Source organism: Candidatus Omnitrophota bacterium (assembly GCA_041649175.1).
Taxonomy (GTDB): domain Bacteria; phylum Omnitrophota; class Gorgyraeia; order Zapsychrales; family JBAZNR01; genus JBAZNR01.
Map to the genome: position 1 here is coordinate 48823 of JBAZNR010000002.1, position 22130 is coordinate 70952.

General features: G+C 43.3%; 26 protein-coding genes. 25 read left to right on the forward strand and 1 reads right to left on the reverse strand.

Annotated elements, in window-relative coordinates:
* The first annotated feature begins 16 nt into the window (after positions 1-16).
* The 6 genes from WC676_05220 to WC676_05245 are packed head-to-tail and all read left to right on the forward strand — an operon-like array spanning position 17 to position 4909.
* A complete protein-coding gene (locus WC676_05220; protein MFA5060008.1) occupies positions 17-172 on the forward strand; it encodes a hypothetical protein in 156 nt (51 codons plus the stop codon).
* Positions 173-175: 3 nt separating this feature from the next.
* On the forward strand, positions 176-667 hold the full coding sequence (locus WC676_05225; GenBank protein ID MFA5060009.1) for a DUF2062 domain-containing protein: 492 nt from the start codon (positions 176-178) through the stop codon (positions 665-667).
* Positions 655-1983, forward strand: a complete 1329-nt coding sequence (locus WC676_05230) for a sodium:alanine symporter family protein (GenBank protein MFA5060010.1) — start codon at positions 655-657, stop codon at positions 1981-1983. Before WC676_05225 ends, WC676_05230 begins: the two co-directional genes overlap by 13 nt.
* Positions 1984-2027: 44 nt before the next feature.
* Positions 2028-3296 (forward strand): hypothetical protein, encoded by a 1269-nt coding sequence (locus WC676_05235; protein MFA5060011.1) that lies wholly within the window; start codon positions 2028-2030, stop codon positions 3294-3296.
* Between the two features lie 5 nt (positions 3297-3301).
* Positions 3302-4303 (forward strand): YhdH/YhfP family quinone oxidoreductase, encoded by a 1002-nt coding sequence (locus WC676_05240; protein MFA5060012.1) that lies wholly within the window; start codon positions 3302-3304, stop codon positions 4301-4303.
* A 15-nt stretch (positions 4304-4318) separates the two neighbouring features.
* Positions 4319-4909, forward strand: coding sequence for a DedA family protein (locus WC676_05245; protein MFA5060013.1), 591 nt, complete (start codon positions 4319-4321; stop codon positions 4907-4909).
* Here the strand turns inward: WC676_05245 and WC676_05250 are convergent.
* The gene (locus WC676_05250; GenBank protein ID MFA5060014.1) at positions 4887-6704 is read right to left on the reverse strand and encodes a nitrite/sulfite reductase; all 1818 of its coding nucleotides are present in this window, start codon (positions 6702-6704) and stop codon (positions 4887-4889) included. The genes WC676_05245 and WC676_05250 overlap by 23 nt on opposite strands.
* A 110-nt stretch (positions 6705-6814) precedes the next feature.
* Between WC676_05250 and amrS the strand changes: the two genes are divergently transcribed.
* The 19 genes from amrS to WC676_05345 all read left to right on the forward strand — a co-directional run bounded on the left by amrS (position 6815) and on the right by WC676_05345 (position 22130).
* A complete protein-coding gene (gene amrS, locus WC676_05255; protein ID MFA5060015.1) occupies positions 6815-7891 on the forward strand; it encodes an AmmeMemoRadiSam system radical SAM enzyme in 1077 nt (358 codons plus the stop codon).
* 24 nt (positions 7892-7915) lie between these two features.
* Complete coding sequence (locus tag WC676_05260; protein ID MFA5060016.1) at positions 7916-8674, forward strand: exodeoxyribonuclease III; 759 nt, start codon at positions 7916-7918, stop codon at positions 8672-8674.
* Between the two features lie 24 nt (positions 8675-8698).
* Entirely contained in the window at positions 8699-9058 is a 360-nt protein-coding gene (locus WC676_05265) for a response regulator (protein ID MFA5060017.1), read from the forward strand.
* 31 nt (positions 9059-9089) lie between these two features.
* On the forward strand, positions 9090-9653 hold the full coding sequence (locus WC676_05270) for a superoxide dismutase family protein (protein MFA5060018.1): 564 nt from the start codon (positions 9090-9092) through the stop codon (positions 9651-9653).
* A gap of 69 nt (positions 9654-9722) precedes the next feature.
* The gene (locus WC676_05275; GenBank protein MFA5060019.1) at positions 9723-10262 is read left to right on the forward strand and encodes a hydrolase; all 540 of its coding nucleotides are present in this window, start codon (positions 9723-9725) and stop codon (positions 10260-10262) included.
* Between the two features lie 6 nt (positions 10263-10268).
* Positions 10269-10778 (forward strand): O-acetyl-ADP-ribose deacetylase, encoded by a 510-nt coding sequence (locus WC676_05280; protein MFA5060020.1) that lies wholly within the window; start codon positions 10269-10271, stop codon positions 10776-10778.
* 15 nt (positions 10779-10793) lie between these two features.
* Positions 10794-11234, forward strand: coding sequence for a YbhB/YbcL family Raf kinase inhibitor-like protein (locus tag WC676_05285; GenBank protein MFA5060021.1), 441 nt, complete (start codon positions 10794-10796; stop codon positions 11232-11234).
* Positions 11234-11356 carry a hypothetical protein gene (locus WC676_05290; GenBank protein ID MFA5060022.1) on the forward strand — a complete coding sequence of 41 codons (123 nt, stop codon included), beginning with the start codon at positions 11234-11236 and terminating at the stop codon, positions 11354-11356. Before WC676_05285 ends, WC676_05290 begins: the two co-directional genes overlap by 1 nt.
* Positions 11357-11412: 56 nt before the next feature.
* Positions 11413-12099 (forward strand): succinate dehydrogenase cytochrome b subunit, encoded by a 687-nt coding sequence (locus WC676_05295; protein MFA5060023.1) that lies wholly within the window; start codon positions 11413-11415, stop codon positions 12097-12099.
* A 2-nt stretch (positions 12100-12101) separates the two neighbouring features.
* Positions 12102-14018, forward strand: coding sequence for a fumarate reductase/succinate dehydrogenase flavoprotein subunit (locus tag WC676_05300; protein MFA5060024.1), 1917 nt, complete (start codon positions 12102-12104; stop codon positions 14016-14018).
* Positions 14018-14761, forward strand: a complete 744-nt coding sequence (locus tag WC676_05305; GenBank protein MFA5060025.1) for a succinate dehydrogenase/fumarate reductase iron-sulfur subunit — start codon at positions 14018-14020, stop codon at positions 14759-14761. The genes WC676_05300 and WC676_05305 overlap by 1 nt, the downstream gene beginning before the upstream one ends.
* Before the next feature lie 28 nt (positions 14762-14789).
* Positions 14790-16166 (forward strand): oxygen-independent coproporphyrinogen III oxidase, encoded by a 1377-nt coding sequence (gene hemN / locus WC676_05310; protein ID MFA5060026.1) that lies wholly within the window; start codon positions 14790-14792, stop codon positions 16164-16166.
* Between the two features lie 12 nt (positions 16167-16178).
* Positions 16179-16721, forward strand: coding sequence for a YbhB/YbcL family Raf kinase inhibitor-like protein (locus WC676_05315; GenBank protein ID MFA5060027.1), 543 nt, complete (start codon positions 16179-16181; stop codon positions 16719-16721).
* 106 nt (positions 16722-16827) lie between these two features.
* Positions 16828-17403 (forward strand): hypothetical protein, encoded by a 576-nt coding sequence (locus tag WC676_05320; protein MFA5060028.1) that lies wholly within the window; start codon positions 16828-16830, stop codon positions 17401-17403.
* Complete coding sequence (locus WC676_05325; protein MFA5060029.1) at positions 17400-17906, forward strand: DNA-deoxyinosine glycosylase; 507 nt, start codon at positions 17400-17402, stop codon at positions 17904-17906. The genes WC676_05320 and WC676_05325 overlap by 4 nt, the downstream gene beginning before the upstream one ends.
* 53 nt (positions 17907-17959) lie before the next feature.
* Positions 17960-18970: a Fic family protein gene (locus WC676_05330; GenBank protein MFA5060030.1), complete on the forward strand. Its 1011-nt coding sequence runs from the start codon at positions 17960-17962 to the stop codon at positions 18968-18970.
* A gap of 290 nt (positions 18971-19260) precedes the next feature.
* Positions 19261-19740, forward strand: coding sequence for a hypothetical protein (locus WC676_05335; GenBank protein ID MFA5060031.1), 480 nt, complete (start codon positions 19261-19263; stop codon positions 19738-19740).
* A gap of 14 nt (positions 19741-19754) precedes the next feature.
* A complete protein-coding gene (locus WC676_05340) occupies positions 19755-20393 on the forward strand; it encodes a hypothetical protein (protein MFA5060032.1) in 639 nt (212 codons plus the stop codon).
* A gap of 9 nt (positions 20394-20402) precedes the next feature.
* Positions 20403-22130 (forward strand): site-specific DNA-methyltransferase, encoded by a 1728-nt coding sequence (locus WC676_05345; protein MFA5060033.1) that lies wholly within the window; start codon positions 20403-20405, stop codon positions 22128-22130.

Genomic DNA, 22130 nt, shown 5'->3' on the forward strand with positions numbered 1-22130 from the left:
ACCTAAGGAGGATGCAATGGATTGGAAAGCGATTTTAGGAGCAGTTCTGATTTTAGGGGCCGTTATGTATCTTTTGTCGAAAAAGGGCGGATCTTGCTGCGGGACAAAATCCGAAAAAGACGAGAGCGGTAAAAAAGACGATTCCAAAGGCTGCTGCGGGCATAATCATTAATTGATGGCGTTTGCCGAAAGAATAAAAAGATGGCTGCGCATCATTTGCCATAAATTATTTGAGATCAATGATACGCCGCATCGTAAAGCGCTGGGTTTAGGACTGGGAGTTTTTTTGGGGATTTTTCCGGGAGCCGGTCCTATCGCTGCTTTAACGGCGGCTTTTGTTTTTCGCGCGAATCGTGCCGCCGCGCTTTTAGGCAGTATTCTGACTAATACTTGGCTTAGCGTCGCTGTCTTTGCGTCGGCGGTTAAAATGGGTTCATTTTTGAATAAGCAAGACGCCCAATTTATTACTTCTGAGTGGAATAAATTGTTAGGTGATTTTTCTTGGGATAAATTAACACAAAAACCTTTTCTGGATGCGGCATTCGCTGTTTTCTTAGGGTTTTTTCTGATCAGTTTTACGCTTGGGCTCATCGTTTACGGATGTTCACTTTTCTTTTTTATCAAGCATCAAAAATTTCAACAGAAAGATAAGTTATGCAAGGGTTAGAGAAAATTCTTAATGAGCTAAGCAATATTGCTTGGGGCCCGGTGATGTTGTGTTTGCTTTTCGGGACGCATCTTTTTTTAACCGTTCGCACGGGATTTATTCAGCGCCATATTTTTAAAGCGATAAAACTTTCTTTGGAGCGAAAAAAAGAAGGCGATGGCGACATTAGCCACTTTGGCGCGCTGACGACAGCCTTGGCGGCAACGATCGGCACCGGAAATATTGTTGGGGTTGCGACCGCCATCGCCGCCGGAGGCCCGGGCGCGGTTTTATGGATGTGGTTGACGGGCGTTTTTGGGATCGCGACCAAATATTCTGAAGCGCTATTATCGGTCAAATACAGAACAAAAAATGCGCAAGGTTTTATGGCCGGCGGGCCGATGTATGTTTTAGAACGCGCGATGAATAATAAGCCCCTGGCTGTTCTATTCGCTTTTTTTACCGTTGTTGCGTCGTTTGGGATAGGGAATATGGTTCAAGCCAATTCGATCTCATCTCTAGCCAAAGAAACGTTTCATATTGCGCCATGGATCACCGGTATTATTATCACCAGTTTTACCGCTTTCGTCATTATCGGCGGAATTAGATCCATCGCAAAATGCTGCGAGAAATTAATTCCGTTCATGGCCGTATTTTATGTTTTAGGCTGTCTTATCTTGCTAGCGATGAAATGGCAGACAATTCCGCAAACAATTTCTTTGATTTTTTCTAGCGCCTTTACGGGGCAAGCGGCTGTCGGAGGTTTCTTAGGCGCCGGGATGAAAGAGGCTATGCGTTTTGGTATTGCGCGCGGACTTTTTTCAAATGAATCAGGATTAGGGAGCGCGCCCATTGTTGCGGCGGCGGCGCAGACGAAAAACGCAGTTCGCCAAGCTCTTGTTTCATCTACCGGAACATTCTGGGATACGGTTGTGGTGTGCGCGATGACTGGATTGGTTTTAGTTAATTCCGGCGAATGGATGCAAGGCTTAGGCGGCGCGGCTTTGACAAAAAAAGCATTTGAAGATTTTCCTGTTATTGGCCCGGCTCTTCTAACGGTCGGGCTTTTAACATTTGTTTTCTCGACGATATTAGGCTGGTCTTATTACGGCGAAAAAGCCGCTGAGTATTTATGGGGTACGGGCTCCATAAAAATATACCGCTGGATATGGGTTGCGGCGGTGATGGTCGGTTCTGTTGCAACGCTTCCGATCGTCTGGTCATTTGCCGATATTGCCAATGCCTGTATGGCTATTCCCAATTTGATCTCTCTAATCGTATTAAACGGTATTATCGCGCAAGAGACAAGGCAGTTTGCGTTTTTAGAAACCCGGTGATCCGCAAGAGAACTATTTCTTTCGGATACAATGAGGAAATCTTGATGAGAGCAGGACTAAAAATCTTTATTTTATTCGCTGTTCCATTTTTAGCTTTTGCGCGACCGGCATCAGCGGCAACCATTATTTTTAAGTCCGGAGAAAAAGTAGTCGGGACAATTATGGAGCGCTCCGATCAGTATGTAGAATTTGAAACAAGCGGAACAACGAAGTTGTATTTCTTAGAAGATATTGCGACTATCGAAGAGGACGCGGCGCTTGTCGTTGAAAAGAAAAAAGAAGAACCTGCTATGCTCAAAGGTCCAAATCCTGCCGGTGCTTTGGCTGTAAATGAAAAAAAGGCTCCGGAGAAACAAAACAGCTTTTCGGATCAGGCTTTGATGCTTTATGGTAATCGGCGCGGAGACATCAACATTCGGCATCCGCAAGGGTGGCATATTATGGAGAAAAAATATGCTTATCCGTATCAGATCTATATTTCCCGCGAAAGAATTAAATCCCCCAATGATGTTTTTGAAGCCGGGATCACGATCTTCAAATATTATCATCAGTCATGGTATTTGAATCTTAATAAAGACAACGTTGAGCAATCTTTGCTGACGATGGCGCAGGCTTCTGAACAAGCGCCGCCGGGGGTTACCAAGACTCTGGTCAAAAGAAAATCTATTTTGCTGGACGGTGCGTCCGGAATTATGGATGAGGCCATTCTTAAAGCGGATTCCGGACGAGAGGCCAGAGTTTATCATGTGTTCGCGATGAAGGATGATGTTTTCGTTCAGTTCATTTTGGAAGCAAAGCCGGCGGAATTTGAAAACTATCGCGGCCGCTTTGAAGAAATACTTAAAACTGCGCGGATCTTTAATTTAGCCGGACGCGAACCCGACAATAAAACACTTGATAAAGAAATTGAACAATATGTTCTTAATGATGCGGTGAAATCGGGCAGTTCAGATTTTCGTCAGGTTGCCGAAGTTTTTGAAAAAGCGGTGGCAATGAATCCCTCTAACGCTAAAACCAGATTTTTACGCGCCGGATTTCTAATGGACGTAGCGAAGGGCGCGGACCAGAAAAATCAAGGCCTTTTCTTAAAGGAAGCAGAGGCAGATTTTATGATGGCGGCTGAGCTGTATATGAAATTCCCGCAAGATTATGATCAAAGAGACCGCCATGTGAATTTAGGGCAAATATATTTTCTTCTGGGAGATATGTATTATTTTCCGTATGGACAAAAAGATAACGCGAAAGAATTTTATAAAAAATCGGTCGAATTTGGAGACCCGAGAGCTTCGGAAGCCCTCAAGAAACAATTTTAATTCTTATGGATAAAAATTCATTTAATGCTTTGGTGGTACGCGAAGTTTCCGAAGGAAAATTTATTCGAGAAATTGCGCAACGGCAGATCAGCGATCTGCCTGTGGGAGAAGTTTTGATCCGCGTAAAATATTCATCGCTAAATTATAAGGATGCGCTTTCGGCGAGCGGGCATAAGGGTGTTACAAAAAAATATCCGCATACGCCGGGTGTCGACGCGGCAGGGATTGTTGAAGAAAGCCGATCATCCGAATTCAAGCTAGGCGAAGAAGTCATTGTGACCGGATTTGATCTGGGAATGAATACATCCGGCGGGTTTGGGCAGTATATTCGCGTGCCGGCAGGGTGGGTTATAAAGCGTCCGGAAAAACTTTCTCTTAAAGAATGTATGATCTATGGGACGGCGGGTTTCACGGCGGCGCTTTCTTTGTGGAAATTGGAGAAAAATGATCTAAATTCATCAAAGGGTGATGTTTTGGTGACCGGAGCGACGGGTGGCGTGGGCAGTATGGCGGTGGCGATTTTATCAAAAGCCGGATACAGCGTTTCGGCGGTAACGGGAAAAGCTCACGAACGAGATTATTTATTAAGACTTGGCGCAAAAGAAGTTATTTCTCGCGAGGAGATGGATGACAAAAGCGGAAAAGTTTTCTTAAAAGAACGCTGGGCGGCGGTTATTGATACGGTGGGTGGTAATATTCTGACAACGGCGCTTAAGTCGACAAAATTCGGCGGCAGCGTTACCTGTTGCGGAATGATCACTTCTAATGAATTAAAGACGGCGATCTTTCCCTTTATTTTAAAAGGCATCAATCTTTTAGGCATTGCCTCGGCAGAAACGCCTTTGGAAATAAAAAAGGAAATATGGGAAAGATTATCACGACAGTGGAAGATCGATTCTTTTCAAGAGAGCGCGCAAGAATGTTCTTTGGGCGAATTGAACCCAAAGATAGACATGATTTTAAAGGGCCAGATCAGAGGAAGAGTTTTTGTTGATTTAGAAAACTAAGGAAAGGAAAAGCAATTGCTTAACGAGCATGAATTAGCGAATAAAATTATTGATATGATGCGTAATCTAGGAGACATGGGTGTTTTTATCGGGATGTTTCTTGAATCCAGCATTGTTCCTATTCCATCGGAAGTTGTAGTGGTGGGTGCAGGAGCCATTGGGATTTCAATTTCATCCATTGTTATTTTTGGAGCTTTGGGTTCGACACTGGGTGCTATGGTTGGTTACGCCCTGGGCCGGTATGCGGCGATGCCGATCATATTAAAATTTGGAAAATATATTCTGATCAAACCGCATCACATTGAAAAAGCGGAAGCCTTTGTCAAAAAATATGGAATTTATAGTGTTTTGATAGGAAGAGTTTTGCCGGTTGTTCCGTTCAAGGTTTTTTCTATTGCGGCGGGGATAACGAAATTACCGTGGGTTCCGTTCGTTATTTGCACATTGATTGGTGTTGTTCCGCGGCTGTTTCTTTTGTCGATTTTTGGGATGAGTTTGGTGAAATATACTAGACCATCTTTACTTGCCTTAGGCGGAGTGATCTTGATCTTTGTGGCGTATAAATTATCGAGAAGGTTTTACGCTAATCCATCACGCAATCGGTAGGGGAAGTTTGCTTCATCAGATCTGCCGTTGCCGCATTTTCTTTTAAATGGGCGATGAGCGCATCAGCGCCGATGCGTCGATGGAAGGCGCCGAGTGTTTCACCGGGCTTAGCAGTTGTCTTGTAGAATTTAAAGAGCGTATTTAAAAGGGCCGCAACTTTTTCCCTCGAAATAGAACGCAGATACATTGTTGTTCCATCACCTGACATAAGCGGTGTTCCTTGAAAACGTCCGTCTTCGCTGGCAAAAAGTTTTAATTGATAGCGGTCCACGCCGGAACCGATCAAACCGATCGTTTTTGTGGCGGGACGAAAACATTGCCGCTCGCATCCGGTGATCCCGATCGATTCTGCCAGATCACCCCAGCCCAAAGTTTCTAATTCATCAATAAGAAATGGTTCGAATTTTTCCGAGTCGGTATAAGTCAATCGGCACGTATCGCGTCCGACGCAAGCGCCGGAATGCAATCGAAGCGCGGAATAGGCTTTCCCATTTCTTTTTCCAAAACCATAGCTTGCTAGATCATTTTCAAAATCCGCTTTAGACTTTTCGGGAATATTGACAAACAGCACATCTTGATTGGGCGTGATCATGAGTTCTATTGGATATTTGTTCATCACGCTTCGGATCATGGTTTTTAGTTTTCCGTTGGGGCTATGATCGGTTACGCGTCCGTTTTCAATAAACGCACCAAAAGCCCATAATCCGTTTGAGGGTTGTTTGGTCCATCCAAAATGTAAATGTCTTGCGCCGTAATCCAAGGAAAGGTCTGGCTTTTCAAGCGGAAAACCGACTTTCATGGAAACCTGTTCGCGATACCAATCGGTTCCCATTTTTTTGATCACATATTTCAGGCGCGCCCAAAAACGGTTTTGCCGGTCACCAAATTCTGCGTGAACTTTGACAATGGCGTCTAAAACGGGCATTAATTGCTCTTCGCTGACCTGGCACAGCGGTCGCCCTAGGGAGGCCATGCTGGGTTTTCCGTTGCGTTCACCTTGGCCGCCGCCGGCATAAATTTGGAATTTTGCAACTTTACCATTTTCAATGATGGGCGCGACTCCGACGTCATTGGTCAAGAATTCGGTGCAATTATCGGGAATTAATTTCTTCGTTTTTTCATCGCGGTGAACGGCGGAAAACGCGATCTTAAATTTTCTATTTAGCAAATTGGGCCCATAAGAAAATGATTCATCCGGCTGGCGAACATATTTGGGGTCGATCGCGAATATTTCAATGAACGGTGCTAGGGGAAGTTGAAAATAAAGCGCGACTTTTTTGGCCCAGGCATTGGCGTTAAAAATATCCGAGTAGCACGATAAAGGGCAGGCCATAACATTGCGCGTATTATCGCCACAGCCGTTTAGCGTATTGAATCCTGATTCGGCAATGCGTTTTACGATCTCAAGGATGGCCGGTTTTTTGACCCAATGGAATTGGATATTCTGACGATTGGTGAATCGCAGGGATGTATGGCCGTCGCTATCGGCGGTGAACTTTTCTGAAAGTTCATCTAAGATCTGCCATTGCTTTCGATTGATCGGCCCGCCGCCGGGAATGCTGACACGAATAAGGTACATCCAGTCTTTTTCATTTCCCGTTTTGGCGCGGTTGAATTCCAGGTAAAATCCGTAGGATTTGGCGAGTTGCTCAGATTCCCAAATAATGTCGGGCTTATCGTCGCGCAGATCTTGGTAGAGAGTGCCGCGCAATCCCTTCGAATTGAGTTTATTAAGCTCTTCTTTGGAGAATTGTTCTTGCGGAGTTTTAAAATTAGGATTGAATTCTTTTTTCATCTGCGTTAATATGTTTTTGAGTTAATTCCGTCTGGAAAAGACGTATATCATAATATCCTATGGTCTTTGAAAGTCAATAATTTTTCTCCTGTTTCTTAAGAAAAAATATCGTGTCTGCTACCCAAAATAATTATGTTGGACGATTTTATAAAGAAGTTGAAAACGGACGGATCCTCTGTGATCTGTGTCCAAGGAATTGTGTCTTGTCCGACGGTCAACGTGGGTTTTGCTTTGTTCGTCAGAACATAAACGGGCAAATGATCCTGACGACATACGGGCGCAGCAGCGGTTTTTGCATTGACCCCATTGAAAAGAAACCGCTGAATCACTTCTTTCCGGGGACAAGTATCTTTTCTTTTGGGACGGCCGGATGCAATTTGGGATGTAAATTCTGCCAAAATTGGGATATTAGCAAATCGAAGGAATTTGAACGATTATCTGAAGAAGCAACGCCGGAAAGAATTGCTCAAACAGCAAAAAAGTTAGATTGCCGTAGCGTTGCGTTCACCTACAATGATCCGGTCATTTTTGCCGAATACGCGATGGATACGGCGGATGCCTGTCGGGCTTTAGGGATCTATGCGGTTGCTAAAACTGCAGGGTACATTACCGATGAAGCTCGTCCGGAATTCTTTAAGCATATGGATGCGGCCAATGTTGACCTAAAAGCTTTTACTGAAAAATTCTATCGGAATTTAACTCTTTCCGGGCTAAGGCCCGTTCTCGACACGCTCACTTTTCTAAAAGAAAAAACAAAAGTTTGGCTGGAGATCACGAATTTGATCATTCCCGGTGAAAATGATTCGCCGGAAGAATTTCTTGAAATGTGCAAGTGGATCGTTAAAAATCTTGGGGCGGATGTTCCTGTGCATTTTACGGCGTTCCATCCTGATTTTAAGATGAACGATCATCCGGCGACGTCGGCGAGTACATTGCGTAAAGCGCGCGAGATCGCTTTGGCGCAGGGAATACATTTTGTTTACACCGGGAATGTCAGTGATGTTAAAACACAAAGCACGTATTGCCACGGATGCGGAAAACTCCTCATTGAACGTAATTGGTACGAATTAGGCGCGTATCATATTAAAGGCGGAAAATGCCGGTATTGTCAAACAGTTTGCCCCGGATATTTTGAAGATAGCGCCGGCCGTTGGGGTTCAAAACGTGTGCCGGTAAGTATGAACTAATATCAATGATCAAAAGGAGATCTTATGAAGCTGTTGTGTTGGAATGTGAACGGGATCCGCGCGGTTGAAAAAAAAGGATTTGTGGAGTGGTTAAGAAAAGAATCGCCGGATATTTTATGTATCCAGGAAACGAAAGCCCATCCCAGCCAGTTGACAGAAGGCCTTTTGCGTCCGGGCCCGTATAAAACATATTGGTCGTCCGCCGAAAAGAAAGGTTATAGCGGCGTTGGGATCTTTTCTAAAAAAGACGCGGATGTTCAAGAGGGCCTGGGGATAAAGAAGTTTGATTGCGAAGGGCGCGTGCTTGAGGCGGACTATGGAGACTTTGTTCTGTTCAATATCTATTTTCCTAACGGCGGTGCCGGCAATAAACGTGTTCCATTTAAGATGGAATTCTATGACGCCTTCCTAAAAACAGCTTTAAATTTGCAAAAAAAGGGAAAAGGGATCATTGTCTGCGGCGATGTTAACACGGCGCATGAAGAAATTGATCTGGCGCGCCCCAAAGAAAATCAAAAGAATACCGGTTTTCTCCCTGAGGAGCGGGCCTGGGTCACCAAATTTATTTCGCACGGGTTTATCGACACATTCCGTCATTTTGAAAAAGGCGCGCAGCATTATACCTGGTGGGATTATAAAACGGGAGCGCGCGCCAGGAATATCGGCTGGAGAATAGATTATTTTTTTATTTCAGAAAATCTATTGCCAAAACTCAAAAACGCGTTTATTTTAAAAGATGTGATGGGGTCCGATCATTGCCCCATTGGAATTGAAATTAAATAAGTTCCTGAAAACTGAGAGGGTGCGATGTCAAAAAAGGTTCTAGTCGTTGATGACGATCCGGTCGTTCTAAAGTTAGTAAAATCCCGCCTGGAAGCTAACCAATATGAAGTTACGACGGCTAGCGATGGCGATGAGGGTTTGCAAAAGCTTAAAACCCAAAAACCGGATCTGATCATTTTAGATGTCGAGATGCCTCGGATGGATGGCTATACGTTTGTTGTCGAATTAAAAAAGCACGATGATCTTAAAAATATTCCTATCATTATTTTGACGGCGAAGGAGCATCTGAAAGACCTCTTTAAGTTGGAAGGTATTCGGGACTATATCGTCAAGCCGTTCAAGGCCGAAAAATTCCTCGAAACTGTAAAAAAATATCTCGCCTAGAATTACGACTTATCAAACAAAGGAGGATCGCGTGAATATCTTTTGTTCACTTTTCATTGTTTTTTCATTGGGATTTTTATGCGCGGCTCCTATTAATGCCGCAGAGGCTGTCGCGGAAATTAAACCGACATTGGCAGGCTCTCCTATAGCCGGAGAGGCGGTCTTCGAGGAAAAAAACGGCGGATTAGATGTTGCGGTTACGCTTGTTAATGTGACGCCGGGCAAGCACGGATTTCATATTCACGAAAATGGAAGCTGTGATGACGAAGGGAAAGCCGCCGGAAGCCATTTTAATCCTGACGCGGTGGCGCATGGCATGGCCTCAAAGGATGGTTTTGAACATGCGCATGCCGGTGATTTCGGAAATATTGAAATAGACGCGGATGGTTTCGGGACGCTTGATTTTTTTATGCCCGGACTAACTTTGACCGATATGAATTCGAAATATAATGTGGTAGGCCGAGCGGTTATCGTGCACGAAAAAGAAGATGATTTTGGCCAGCCTCTAGGAAACGCCGGCGGAAGAATTGCCTGCGGGATCATTGGGCTGGTGGATATGAGCGCGCAAACAACCATCGGAGAACCTGCGCAGTAAAATTTACCAATGCGGCAAGCAATGGGTGTAAGGGGTTTTTAAAATATTCCCGACGAGATTTTTGCCGATATGCTGACAACTCAAAATACGTTCGTTCTTCTCATTGATGTACAAGAGCGCCTGATGGCCCACATCCATAGGGTTGAGGAGTTTAATAAAAATCTCGTTAACTTCCTTAAAGGTGTCCGCATCTTAGAAGTTCCTTTCATTTTGACCGAGCATGTTCCCGAAAAACTCGGGAAAACCACTTCTCCTATTCTTGAAATCATGCCCGAAACAATTCCCATTGTTAAAAATACTTTTAGCTGCTGGGGGAACCGGGATTTTAAAAAGTCCGTTAAGAAACTTGGCCGCAAGAAGATCTTGGTTGCCGGTGTTGAAACCCATGTCTGCGTTTATCAAACCGTTGCCGATCTTGTGCAGGCCGGCTTTGAAGTTCAAGTGGTCAGCGATTGCGTTTCTTCCCGCACCCTTGACAATAAAAACATCGGCCTTGAGCGCATCAAACATGTCGGCGCGAGCGTTACCAGCGTTGAAACAGCTCTTTGCGAATTACTTAAGATCGCTCAAGGAGAAAAATTTAAGAAAATCATCCAGCTTATCAAGTAGGCGAATATGGGGAAAATCATCATCAAGCAAAACGATATTACCAAAGAAGACGTTGATGTGATTGTGAACGCGGCGAATACAACACTTCGTGGCGGCGGGGGTGTTGACGGCGCTATTCACCGCGCGGCCGGAAGAAGCGTTTTAGAAGAATGCATTAAGATCGGCGGCTGTAAAACCGGTGATTGTGCCATGACCAATGCCGGAAAACTAAAAGCCAAACGTATTATTCACACCGTTGGACCGGTTTATTACAACGGAAAAAGAAATGAGGCGAGTTTTCTTAGGCGTTGTTATCATAACTCTTTTGCGTTGGCCAAAGAACAGCAGCTTAAAACAATAGCTTTTCCGGCGATCAGTACCGGAGCGTATGGATATCCTATTGAGGAAGCAACACGCATTGCTTTGCAAGAAGGCTTAAAAGCGCAAAATGATTTTGATGAAATTCGTTACGTGTGCTTTTCCGTGGAAGACTTAGAAATTTATGAGCGGATTTACGGTGAAATGACGCAAGTTTGAGATCGGAGGAGTTCAATGAAACTAACGAGTCCGGCATTTAGCCACAATCAATCTATTCCAAAGAAATATACCTGCCAAGGCGAGAATATCAGTCCGCCGCTAAAAGTAGAGGGCATTCCTCCGGAAACAAAAAGCTTAAGTTTGATCATTGACGATCCCGACGCGCCCGGAGGAAATTTTGACCATTGGATCGTTTTTAATATTCCGGTAGTAAGCGAGATCAAAGAAGACGCGATTCCCGGCTTACAGGGAAGTAATGATTTTGGAAAGTTGGATTACGGCGGCCCGTGTCCGCCTAGTGGTACGCATCGTTATTTTCATAAGGTTTATGCGCTGGATACCATGTTGAAACTCAACGAAGGTGTTTCCAAGAAACAAGTTGAAAAAGCGATGGAAGGGCATATTCTGGAAATGGCTGAATTGATCGGCTTGTACAAAAAGGAAAGAAGCTTCTAATGGTGAAAGCACAATTTACTAATCGGCAAAAGAATATTTCCCGCGTGATCAAGGAAAAGCGAAGCTTGCAAAATGATAAAAATAAAACTCGCGGCGGATTTCGCCTGAATCGCGAAAAGTAGTAAATTTAGATACTTTATAGTTTGTAAGATATTCGATTGTGATATAATCAAAACCAATGTGTATCGCTAAATATATTCAATCTTCCATCGGCAGAAAGCAAATTGTCGCCGTCACGGGCCTTTGCCTTGTTTTATTTATTATCGGGCATTTGGTGGGGAATTTGTTCATTTACGGCGGCCCCGATGCCTATAATTGGTACGCCGCAAAATTGATGCATTTAAGGCCAGGCCTTTATATTGTTGAATTCGGCCTGGCCCTTATCTTTTTTATCCATATTTATTTTACCAGTGTTTTGGTGGCCGAAAATGTCCGCGCTCGAAAAGTGCGTTATGCCGTTAATCAACCCGTCGGAAAACGTTCTTTGGCAACAAAGCTTATGCCGTATACGGCGACGTATTTACTGATCTTTCTTATTTGGCATCTTCTTGACTTTACGTTCACCGACCATAGCGCCCAGAAGTATTTTCTTAACGGCGTTGATCTGGGGCTTTACGGCGTTGTTTATCATGCTTTTGTCGATCCTTGGCATAGTTTTGGTTATATTGTCGCTATGTTTTGCTTAGGATTTCATTTAGCGCACGGCATCCAAAGCACGGTTCAAACATTTGGCTATAATCACCCAACGTTTACGCCGCTTATTCAAAATGTCAGCAATGCTTTCGGTATTTTGATCGCTTTCGGCTATAGCACGATCCCGATCCTTATCATGGCGCATAACGGACGCTATCATCTTTTAGGATAATAATGACGACACTGAATTCTAAAATTCCACCGGGGCCTTTAAAAGATAAATGGACGAAATTTCGTACCAATGTCAAGCTCATTAATCCTGCCAATAAACGTAAATATTCTATTATTGTCGTCGGAACCGGTTTAGCCGGCGCTTCGGCGGCGGCATCTTTGGCTGAGCTTGGATACAAGGTCAAAGTTTTTTGTTTGAATGATAGTCCGCGCCGCGCCCATAGCATTGCCGCGCAAGGCGGAATCAATGCCGCCAAAAATTATCCCAATGACGGCGATAGTGTTGAGCGTTTGTTTTACGATACCATTAAAGGCGGAGATTTTCGCGCCCGTGAAGCCAATGTGTATCGTTTAGCGGAGATCAGCAATTCCATCATTGACCAATGTGTGGCGCAAGGAGTTCCTTTCGCGCGCGAATATAGCGGTTATTTAGAGAATCGTTCTTTCGGCGGGGCACAAGTGTCGCGCACCTTTTACGCGCGCGGACAAACCGGACAACAGCTTTTACTCGGCGCTTACAGCGCTTTGATGAAAGAGATCGGCAAAAAAACCATTGAGTTTTATTCGCGCCGGGAAATGCTGGATCTAGTCGTAGTGAACGGCAAGGCGCGCGGCATTGTGGCGCGCGATCTTGTATCGGGAAAAATCGAATCTCATAGTGCCGATGCGGTTATTTTAGCCACCGGTGGTTACAGCAATGTGTATTATCTTTCTACAAACGCTAAATCGCCCAATGTCACTGCCGCTTGGCGCGCGCATAAAAAAGGTGCGTTTTTTGCCAATCCTTGCTATACGCAAATTCATCCCACCTGTATCCCGACGCACGGCGATTATCAATCCAAATTGACTTTAATGAGCGAAAGCCTTCGTAATGACGGACGCGTCTGGGTTCCTAAGAAAAAAGGTGATGCTCGAAAACCTTCCGACATTCCTGAAAATGAACGCGACTATTATTTGGAACGAAAATATCCCAGTTTCGGAAATCTTGTTCCGCGCGACATCGCTTCGCGCGCCGCCAAAGAGCAATGCGACAAAGGTTTTGGCGTCGGATCGACGGGGCTGGCGGTTTATTTGGATTTCGCCGATTCTATTAAACGGCTGGGAAAAAATGTCATTAAAGAACGCTACGGAAATTTGTTCGATATGTATGAAAAGATTATGGGCACCAGCGGCTATGATCAGCCGATGATGATCTATCCGGCTATTCATTACGCCATGGGCGGGCTGTGGGTGGATTATCATTTGATGAGCAATTTGCCCGGACTTTTTGTTTTAGGCGAGGCGAATTTTTCCGATCATGGCGCCAATCGATTAGGCGCCAGCGCCTTGATGCAAGGTTTGGCTGATGGATATTTCGTTATTCCCAATACCATTTGCGAATATTTTGCTACCAATTCATTTGAAAAAATAAGTCCCGACGCGCCGGAATTTAAGATCTCGGAAAGGGAAGTTTCCGACAAAATTTCTAAACTGCTTTCCATCAAAGGCAAAAAAACCGTCGATGAATTTCATAAAGAATTAGGGCTTTTGCTTTGGGAAAAATGCGGTATGGCGCGCACGGAACAAGGATTAAAAGATGCGCTTAAAGAAATTGCGCGCATTCGCGATGAATTTTGGAGCAATGTTAATGTCTTAGGTTCGGCACAAGATCTTAATCAGGCGCTTGAGCGCGCGGGACGTGTCGCCGACTTTTTAGAATTCGCCGAAACCTTGGTGCGCGATGCGCTTCATCGAAAGGAATCTTGCGGCGGGCATTTTAGAGAAGAATTTCAAACTCCTGAGGGCGAAGCTAAGCGCGACGATGAGAATTTTTCCTACGTTGCGGCTTGGGAATTTAAAGGCGTTGGCGCTGAACCTGTTTTGCACAAAGAAATACTGAATTTTGAAGAAGTTCATTTGGCTCAAAGGAACTATAAGTAATGAGCAAAAAATTAAATATTACTCTAAAGATTTGGCGACAGAAAAACGCTGATGCGCCCGGTAAGCTGGAAACGATCAAAGCCGATGCCATTGATTCGGATATGTCGTTTTTGGAAATGTTAGATGTCGTCAATGAACGCCTCACAAAATCCGGCTTAGAACCGATCGCCTTCGACCATGATTGCCGTGAAGGCATTTGTGGCGCATGCGGTGCGGTCGTTAACGGCCAAGCACATGGGCCTTTAAGAGGAACAACGCTTTGCCAGCTTCATATGAGACATTTTAAAGACGGTGACACCATTGTCGTTGAGCCGTGGCGTTCTCGCGCGTTTAAAGTGATCAAAGATTTAGTTGTTGATCGCGGCGCTTTTGATCGCATTATTTCCGCCGGAGGATTCGTTTCTGTGCGCACGGGAAGCGCGCCTGAAGCTAACACAATTCCTGTCGCGAAAAAGACATCCGACCTTGCCATGGATGCGGCCGCTTGCATTGGCTGTGGCGCTTGTGTGGCGGCGTGTCCTAACGCTTCGGCGATGCTTTTTGTGGCGGCCAAGGTTTCGCACTTAGCGCTTTTACCGCAAGGGCAAATAGAAAAGAAAGAGCGCGTTTTGAACATGGTCAAACAAATGGATAAAGAGGGTTTTGGAAATTGCTCCAACGAATACGAATGCGAAGCCGCTTGCCCTAAAGAAATTAGCGTTGCCAATATCGCTCGGATGAATAAGGAATTCTTATCCGCGTAGCTCCATAGAAGTTGTTTAAGCCATCCTCATGAGCCTATCAATCGAAAAATCCACCATTCAAAAGTTCGACACTCCGGGTCCGCGTTACACCAGCTATCCGACGGCGCCCGAATGGGATAAAACCTTTGATCCACAAGTTTATATTCAAAAATTAAAAGAGTTCGGCCGTAGTCAAAAAAGCCTATCGATCTATGTTCACATCCCGTTTTGCCAATCGCTTTGTTATTTTTGCGCTTGCACAGTGGCTATTCGTAAGCAAGAAGATAAATTCGGCGATGAATATCTAGATTATTTATGTAAGGAAGTGGATTTGGTGCGTGCCGCGATTGGACGGCGCGCAGCTGTTAAACAGTTCCATTTAGGCGGTGGAACGCCGACTTTTTTAACTGAAAAACAACTGGAGCGGCTCTATCATAAGATCGCCGAAAATTTTCTCATTGAAAAAGATGCCGAGATCTCCATCGAAGTTGATCCGCGCACCATTGATGAATCGAAGGTCAAAAAACTTCGCCAACTTGGATTTAACCGCATGTCGATGGGTGTACAGGATTTTAATGAAGAAGTGCAAAGGCAAGTCAATCGCATTCAACCCTTTGAAATGGTGAAGGAATTTTCCCGTTGGTGTAGGGAATTAAAGTTTGCTTCTATGAATTATGATCTCATTTATGGTTTGCCGGGCCAGACAAGAGCAAGTTTTTTTGACACGGTTGAAAAAGTGATCAAGCTTAAACCCGACCGCATCGCGCTTTATAGTTTCGCGCACGTGCCGTGGCTTAAGAAACATCAGGGAAAATTAGACGAAAAAGCTCTTCCCATAGCGGATGAAAAGTTGGATATTTTTCTGGAGGCCCGTCGGCAATTTCTGGAAAACGGCTATCAGGCGATCGCTATGGACCATTTTGCGCTTTCAACCGATGAAATGAGTAAGGCCTTTAACAAGGGAACGCTTTACCGTAATTTTATGGGCTACACCTTAAAGCCTTCCGATGATTTTTTAGGATTTGGCATGTCGGCCATTGGGTTTATCGAAAATACCTTTATTCATAATTTTAAAACCATTCCGGATTATTATGCGCCGCTTCAAAAGAATATTCTTCCTGTGGAGGCCGGCAAAGTTTTAAGCGAAGATGATTCAATGCGTCAATGGGCCATTAATTCGCTGATGTGCCGGTTTAAGTTGGATAAAAATGAGTTTAAAAATGTTTTCGCGCGTGATTTCAATGAATATTTTTCTTTTGAAGCGGCGCACATCTCCCAGTGTATTTCCGACGGGATTTTAACCGCGCAAGCGGATACGCTTATCGTGACCGATCTAGGAAAAATATTTATCCGTAATGTCTGTATGGGGTTTGACTGGTATTTGCGTCAAGAAAAAGGGCATAAAAAGTTTTCACGAACAGTTTAAAAGGAGGATGTTATGAAGAAAATATTTCTCGCATTATTTTTGACCTTGATCGCCACACCTTGCTTCGCCGAAGATTTTGCGGTCACCAGCGCGTCGTGGCAAGATGGCGCTATGATGGAGCGCCAATATGTTTTTAACAGCTTTGGCTGTACCGGAGAGAATACTTCGCCTCAGGTTTCCTGGCGCAATGCGCCTGAGGGAACAAAAAGCTTTGCCGTAACGGTTTACGATCCCGATGCGCCCACAGGCTCGGGCTGGTGGCACTGGACGATTTTTAATATTCCGACCGATGTCAGCGATCTTAATGAAGGGGCAAGCGCGAGCGGCGCTTTGCCGGCTTCGGCTGTTCAAGGAAAAACAGATTTTGGAACCGCGCAATATGGCGGCGCTTGTCCGCCATCGGGTGATAAACCGCATCGTTATATCTTGACCGTTTATGCGCTTGGCATTGATAAGCTTGACCTTACAAGCGATGCGTCGGGCGCGATGGTGGGGTATTATTTGAATGCCAATGCTTTAGGAAAAGCTTCGTTAATCGTAAATTATGGAAGATAATGAGACCCTGCTACATTTTTTCAAAATGTGACAGCGGGGTAAATTCGGTCAAACACTTTACGTTGCTGTCGCTACCGTAAAGCGTGACCTCACTTAGGAGGATCGTATGAAAAATATTTTTTTAAGAACAACTGGGTTGCTTTTGACGATCATTTTTATGTTTTCATTAATTATCATTTCAAGTGCCTTGGCGGAACCTTTAGGGTATGTTGCCTATTGGTATGGGAAAGTCAATCAGCATAAGATGATTAATGGAGCCTGGGAAACGGATCCCGATGGTGTCTCTGGAGCGGATATTTATCCCGACCTGTATTGTCAAAAGTGGTTCCCGGATTCCCTTGGTGTAAGAGATTTAGGGCCGCAGCTCATTGAAGGATGGAAAAACCAAGGCAATTCCGGAAATTATGCGGGTCAAGGCGTTGTTTATGAATGCACCACGCAAGCCGAAGCTAAAATTACAACGCCGGTTGTTGCCTGGGGAACTGGTTTTCCGACCTGGAAACGTCCCGGAGAACCGACAAATCCCTGCGACCTTGAACAACAAATGTTAGTTCAGGAAAAGCCTTGGAATGGGCCGCATTGCGAGAATGGCGTCATTGTGTCGCAGCCTAAGAATTCTGACGAGCCTGTGTTTATACCGCGCGCGTTAGATGGCTCTTATAAAGGCTCTTACGATCAATGATCTTAAAGAAGCACAGTAAGCGCATTGTCGGATTTGCGCCCATTGCGGATAAAAATTCCAAAGTGCTTATTTTAGGCTCCATGCCGGGCGTTAAAGCACTTCAAGTGCGAGAGTATTACGGAAATCCGCAAAATCATTTTTGGAAAGTAATGACAGCGCTTTTAGGCGCCAAAGCAAATTTAAGTTACGCGGATAAAAAGAAGTTGCTTGTTAAAAACAAAATAGCGCTTTGGGATGTCGTTTTTTCTTGTCAAAGGGCAGGTTCTGCCGATTCTGCGATGCGAAATATCCGCCCCAACAATTTTAGAAATTTTTTCAAGAAATACGCTAATATAAAGATGATCTGTTTTAACGGCCAAACGGCCGCCAAGATTTTTCAGCGGTTTAATTCGGATATTGATTTACCCAGCATTATTTTGCCGTCCACCAGCCCGGCGCATACGATCGGATTTAAAAGAAAGTTAAAAGGGTGGGGGAAAATATTGAACGGGCGCAGTTTTTAGTAACCCTATACAATTTCCTATACAATACCTATACGATATGCTATTCTTAGCTCATGTTTAAACCACATTATCGCACCACATCTTTTTTGATCAGTATTCTTGAGAATATGGCCGCGCAAACGGCACTTATTAAGAATTCCGGCATTAAGTTTCCGGCGCGTGTTTCTCTTGAAAAAGATGCGGTCAATCGCAGTGTTCATTCCTCAACGTCGATCGAAGGTAACAACTTATCTCTTAAGCAAGTAGCCGCTTTAAGCGACAGAAAAGACATCGATGCTGATCAAAAACAAAAACAGGAAGTTCAAAATTGTTTAGCGGCCTTGCGCTGGGTTTTAGCGCACAAGCACAGTGCTTTTACGGAAAGTCAGCTTTTGACACTTCATAAGATGATGACCAAGGGACTTTTGCCTGCTGCTGCGATCGGGCGATTTAGAAAAACTCAAAATTATGTGGTGAACGCTAAAAGAATCGTTATTTTTACTCCTCCGCCCCCCCAACAGGTAGCTCGTAAAGTAAAAGAACTTTTTCTATGGCTTAAAAATACTCCCCTGGAGCATAGCGTTATTCATAGCGCTATTTTTCATCATGAATTTGTTACCATTCATCCCTTTACTGATGGCAATGGCCGGGTTGCGCGAGCAGCCAGCCAGTGGATTCTGCTCAAAAAGAAATTTGATCCCGTCTATACCTTAGGACTGGATGACTATTTTGCGCATGACCGAAACAAATATTATGCGATGATCCAACAGGCGCGCGATTTGGATAATGACTATACACATTGGATCGAGTATGTTGCTCAAGGCCTTTTAGTGTCGATTGAAAATATTGCCGGACGTATAAAGGAAATGAAGCGCGTCTTAAAAGGAAAAAGGATCGAATTAACGCCCAAGCAGGAAGAGATCTTAAATCTCTTAAATGAGCATGGCGCGATCGGTTCAGCGCAAATTTCCAAGGCAATGGATATCAATCGTGCGCGGGTTAATCAGCTGGTGGCGCCGCTTGTTAAAGCGGGAATTGTAACCCAAGAAGGTAAAGCACGCGGCGTTAAATATGCTTTGAAGTAATTTGTGCAAAAATTGTCAGGAGCGGTAGAATAGAAGAAACAATTTTTGCACCAGGCCCAGCAGTTCAATGAATTTAAAATGAAAATCCTAAATCCTAATGTCGAAATACTAAACAAATTCCAAATTCGAATTTTAAAATACAAAACTGTTTTGATATTTGGATTTAGAAATTAGGGTTTGTTTAGGGTTTAGGATTTAGTGTTTAGGGTTTATAATAAATTTAACAGTTTGCGTCTTTGGTCTTGAATTGCGAAAGAGGGAGTGGGGAAGGTTTTGAAAGTGATCAGCATATGAAGAAAATAAATTCTATTCAAGCTGTCGCAATCCTGGCCACGCTTATAAGCGCAGCGACACTTTTTCGCCGGCAATTTGCGATCATGTTTGTACTTATTAATTTTGATACTTTCGTGAAAGAAAGCGGAAAACTCATTACAATAACAGGCTTGATCATTGATTTTCTACCTGTTTTGATTATTGTCGGAAGTTTGGGAGTTTTTCTGAGAAGACCGGGAAGTCTGCTCATCCTCAAATGGTGCTTTATTATCTCTTTAATCCTCAATTTATGGATTGGAATTATTCAATGCATCAATTTCTTTATTTTGCCTTCTATGGAAAATTATATTCCACCCGAAGGTTCCGTGGTTAGAAAAGCTAACTTCGTCGCTCCGTTTATCTGGAGCGTTGTTTATGGATCGTTTCTTTATGTTGTCACTCGCCCCAAAGCCAAATTCTTTGGCATCCGAGCTCCAGAAAAAGATGCGAGGGATTGAAGGAGCATTAAATAATGCGTATAATTTTTGCTATACATGGAATTCAAAGCGTCCAAAAGGATAATTGGGTTAATAAATTTGTTAACTATATTAACGAAGATGAACGATTTGATGGTGATATTAAAATACCGCATACTTATGGATATCTCCGGGCGCTTAATTCAGTAAACATGAAAACTAAATTTGATCATGTTAAAAGTGTCATGCGAGAGTTGAGATCTCTTACGACTCAATATCCCGATGCTGAATTAAACATTGTTGGACACAGTTATGGGACAGAATTGAGTTATCAGGCGATCAAAAGAAGCGAAGAAGATGGCAAGTCGCCAATCAAAGTTAATAAGTTGATTTTAGTAGCCAGTATCGTTTCTGCTCATAGAGAAATTCCGTATGATGATACTCTGCGTGCTGGAAAGTTGAATGAGCTACATTGTTATTGCAGCTATAATGATGAAGTTTGTAGATATAATCCTTTTGGTCATTCTGGCTGCTTTGGTTTTTTGCGGAGCGCCTATGACATGAAATGTTATCAAAAACCTTTTAAAGATCTAGAAATTTATAATCATCAACAAAAAACTTTAGAACATGGAGATTATTTTGAAGGAACTAAATTTTACAAAGAATGGCTTGATGTTATCGATCTAAGAAAGTAACTTAATGTTATGGTAAGAAAAATAAGCGGAAAAGAATATGAAGCTTGGTCAAAGGAGGATTTGATCAAGGAAATCGTGAAGATAAAAAGCACGACGTATGGGCTTGTTTGGCATCGCGATTTGCCAGAAGAAAAAATTGATATTTTAGTCAATCCGGATGCACGTACGCCAAGCGAGATGTTTCCCAACGAAATGGCGGGTAAGCCATTTCCTGTCTTGAAAGAAGTTAAGAATAAAGCAATTGAATCTGATAAATCAAAACTCGTAAATCTTTTGATTGAGGGGGATAACTACCATTCTCTAGCTGTCCTTAATTTCACGCACCGCGAAGCGGTCGATTTGATCTACATTGATCCGCCTTACAATACCGGCAATAATGATTTCATTTACAATGACAAACTTGTTGATAAAGAGGATAGTTTTCGACATAGCAAATGGCTTTCGTTTATGGAGAAGCGTCTCAAGCTGGCAAAAAATCTTTTGAAACAAAGCGGGGTCATTTTTTTAAGTATTGACGATAATGAGCTGGCGCCATTACGAATGCTTTGTGATGAAATATTCTCTTCAGAGAATTTCTTGGCAACGATAGTTTTGAAGAACAAAGCGGGTGCTGGAGCAAAACCAAAAGCATTAATCGAGGTGCACGAATATATTTTGATGTACGCAAAAAGTTCCAGTTTCATTAAATCAATAAGCGTTCCTTATATTGAATCAAACAACAAGTTATTTACAAAAAAAGATAAGCATTTTTCGATCAGGGGACCTTACGGGACTTGGGCATTGGGGACAACTAGCATGGCTGATAGGCCAAATCTACGATACCCGATTAACTATAATGGAGAAGAAATTTGGCCCGAAAAGCAATGGCTTTGGTCCAAAGAACGCGTAGAACAAGCAATGAAGAACGATGAACTTGTGTTCAATAAAATGAAAAACGGAAAATGGTCGGTTAGATTTAAACAATATTTAAAGGATAAAGATGGAATCTTGAGGAATTCAACCCCAACAACTCTTTTTGAGGGACCATATACACATGAAGGAACAAAAGAATTAGACGACATTCTAGGGAACCGTTTATTTATGTTTCCTAAGCCTGTTAACTTAATTAAGAAAATTCTAAAATTTAATTATAATGGGGAGAAAAACAAAAATCACGTCATTCTTGACTTTTTTGCTGGTTCAGGGACAACAGGTCATGCAGTTTTAGAGCTAAACAAAGAAGACGGCGGTTGCAGATCCTTTATTTTATGTACGAATAACGGGGATCAAAAATCAGAGCATAAAATCGCTTCAGATATTTGTTATCCTCGGGTTAAAAAAGTAATAAGTGGATACAAAAATCAGAAAGAAGAGAAAGTCGATGGACTTGGCGGAAATCTCAAATATTACGCAACCGATTTCGTAGAAGCTGAGCCAACAGATAAAAATAAGCGAAAGCTAGTAAAAGAATCAGCGGATATGCTGTGCATCTTAGAAAATGCTTTTGAGTTTGTCCAAGGAACGGACGAATTCAAGATTTTTAAGAATACGGATAAGTACATTGGGATTATTTTCTATGAGGAGGCAATAGAGGATTATAAAAAGATAATCAAAAAGATTGATGGGCGTTTTAACACTTACGTTTTCTCGATGGGTGATGATCCGCATGTGAGGAAATTTGCTGATGTTAAGAGTAAGGTGTCGCTTTGTGCAATTCCCGAAGTGATCCTAAAGGTATATCGGGAGATTTTTAAATAA

Bases quoted from the DNA above. Each gene is read 5' to 3' on its own strand.
- WC676_05315 (MFA5060027.1), top strand. From the start codon at position 16,179: ATGAAGAAAATATTTCTCGCATTATTTTTGACCTTGATCGCCACACCT.
- WC676_05345 (MFA5060033.1), top strand. From the start codon at position 20,403: ATGGTAAGAAAAATAAGCGGAAAAGAATATGAAGCTTGGTCAAAGGAG.
- WC676_05240 (MFA5060012.1), top strand. From the start codon at position 3,302: ATGGATAAAAATTCATTTAATGCTTTGGTGGTACGCGAAGTTTCCGAA.
- WC676_05250 (MFA5060014.1), bottom strand. From the start codon at position 6,704: ATGAAAAAAGAATTCAATCCTAATTTTAAAACTCCGCAAGAACAATTC.
- WC676_05290 (MFA5060022.1), top strand. From the start codon at position 11,234: ATGGTGAAAGCACAATTTACTAATCGGCAAAAGAATATTTCCCGCGTG.
- WC676_05275 (MFA5060019.1), top strand. From the start codon at position 9,723: ATGCTGACAACTCAAAATACGTTCGTTCTTCTCATTGATGTACAAGAG.
- WC676_05320 (MFA5060028.1), top strand. From the start codon at position 16,828: ATGAAAAATATTTTTTTAAGAACAACTGGGTTGCTTTTGACGATCATT.
- WC676_05230 (MFA5060010.1), top strand. From the start codon at position 655: ATGCAAGGGTTAGAGAAAATTCTTAATGAGCTAAGCAATATTGCTTGG.
- WC676_05335 (MFA5060031.1), top strand. From the start codon at position 19,261: ATGAAGAAAATAAATTCTATTCAAGCTGTCGCAATCCTGGCCACGCTT.
- WC676_05220 (MFA5060008.1), top strand. From the start codon at position 17: ATGGATTGGAAAGCGATTTTAGGAGCAGTTCTGATTTTAGGGGCCGTT.
- hemN (MFA5060026.1), top strand. From the start codon at position 14,790: ATGAGCCTATCAATCGAAAAATCCACCATTCAAAAGTTCGACACTCCG.
- WC676_05325 (MFA5060029.1), top strand. From the start codon at position 17,400: ATGATCTTAAAGAAGCACAGTAAGCGCATTGTCGGATTTGCGCCCATT.
- WC676_05295 (MFA5060023.1), top strand. From the start codon at position 11,413: ATGTGTATCGCTAAATATATTCAATCTTCCATCGGCAGAAAGCAAATT.
- WC676_05260 (MFA5060016.1), top strand. From the start codon at position 7,916: ATGAAGCTGTTGTGTTGGAATGTGAACGGGATCCGCGCGGTTGAAAAA.
- WC676_05280 (MFA5060020.1), top strand. From the start codon at position 10,269: ATGGGGAAAATCATCATCAAGCAAAACGATATTACCAAAGAAGACGTT.
- WC676_05300 (MFA5060024.1), top strand. From the start codon at position 12,102: ATGACGACACTGAATTCTAAAATTCCACCGGGGCCTTTAAAAGATAAA.
- WC676_05285 (MFA5060021.1), top strand. From the start codon at position 10,794: ATGAAACTAACGAGTCCGGCATTTAGCCACAATCAATCTATTCCAAAG.
- WC676_05265 (MFA5060017.1), top strand. From the start codon at position 8,699: ATGTCAAAAAAGGTTCTAGTCGTTGATGACGATCCGGTCGTTCTAAAG.
- WC676_05225 (MFA5060009.1), top strand. From the start codon at position 176: ATGGCGTTTGCCGAAAGAATAAAAAGATGGCTGCGCATCATTTGCCAT.
- WC676_05305 (MFA5060025.1), top strand. From the start codon at position 14,018: ATGAGCAAAAAATTAAATATTACTCTAAAGATTTGGCGACAGAAAAAC.
- WC676_05340 (MFA5060032.1), top strand. From the start codon at position 19,755: ATGCGTATAATTTTTGCTATACATGGAATTCAAAGCGTCCAAAAGGAT.
- WC676_05235 (MFA5060011.1), top strand. From the start codon at position 2,028: ATGAGAGCAGGACTAAAAATCTTTATTTTATTCGCTGTTCCATTTTTA.
- WC676_05330 (MFA5060030.1), top strand. From the start codon at position 17,960: ATGTTTAAACCACATTATCGCACCACATCTTTTTTGATCAGTATTCTT.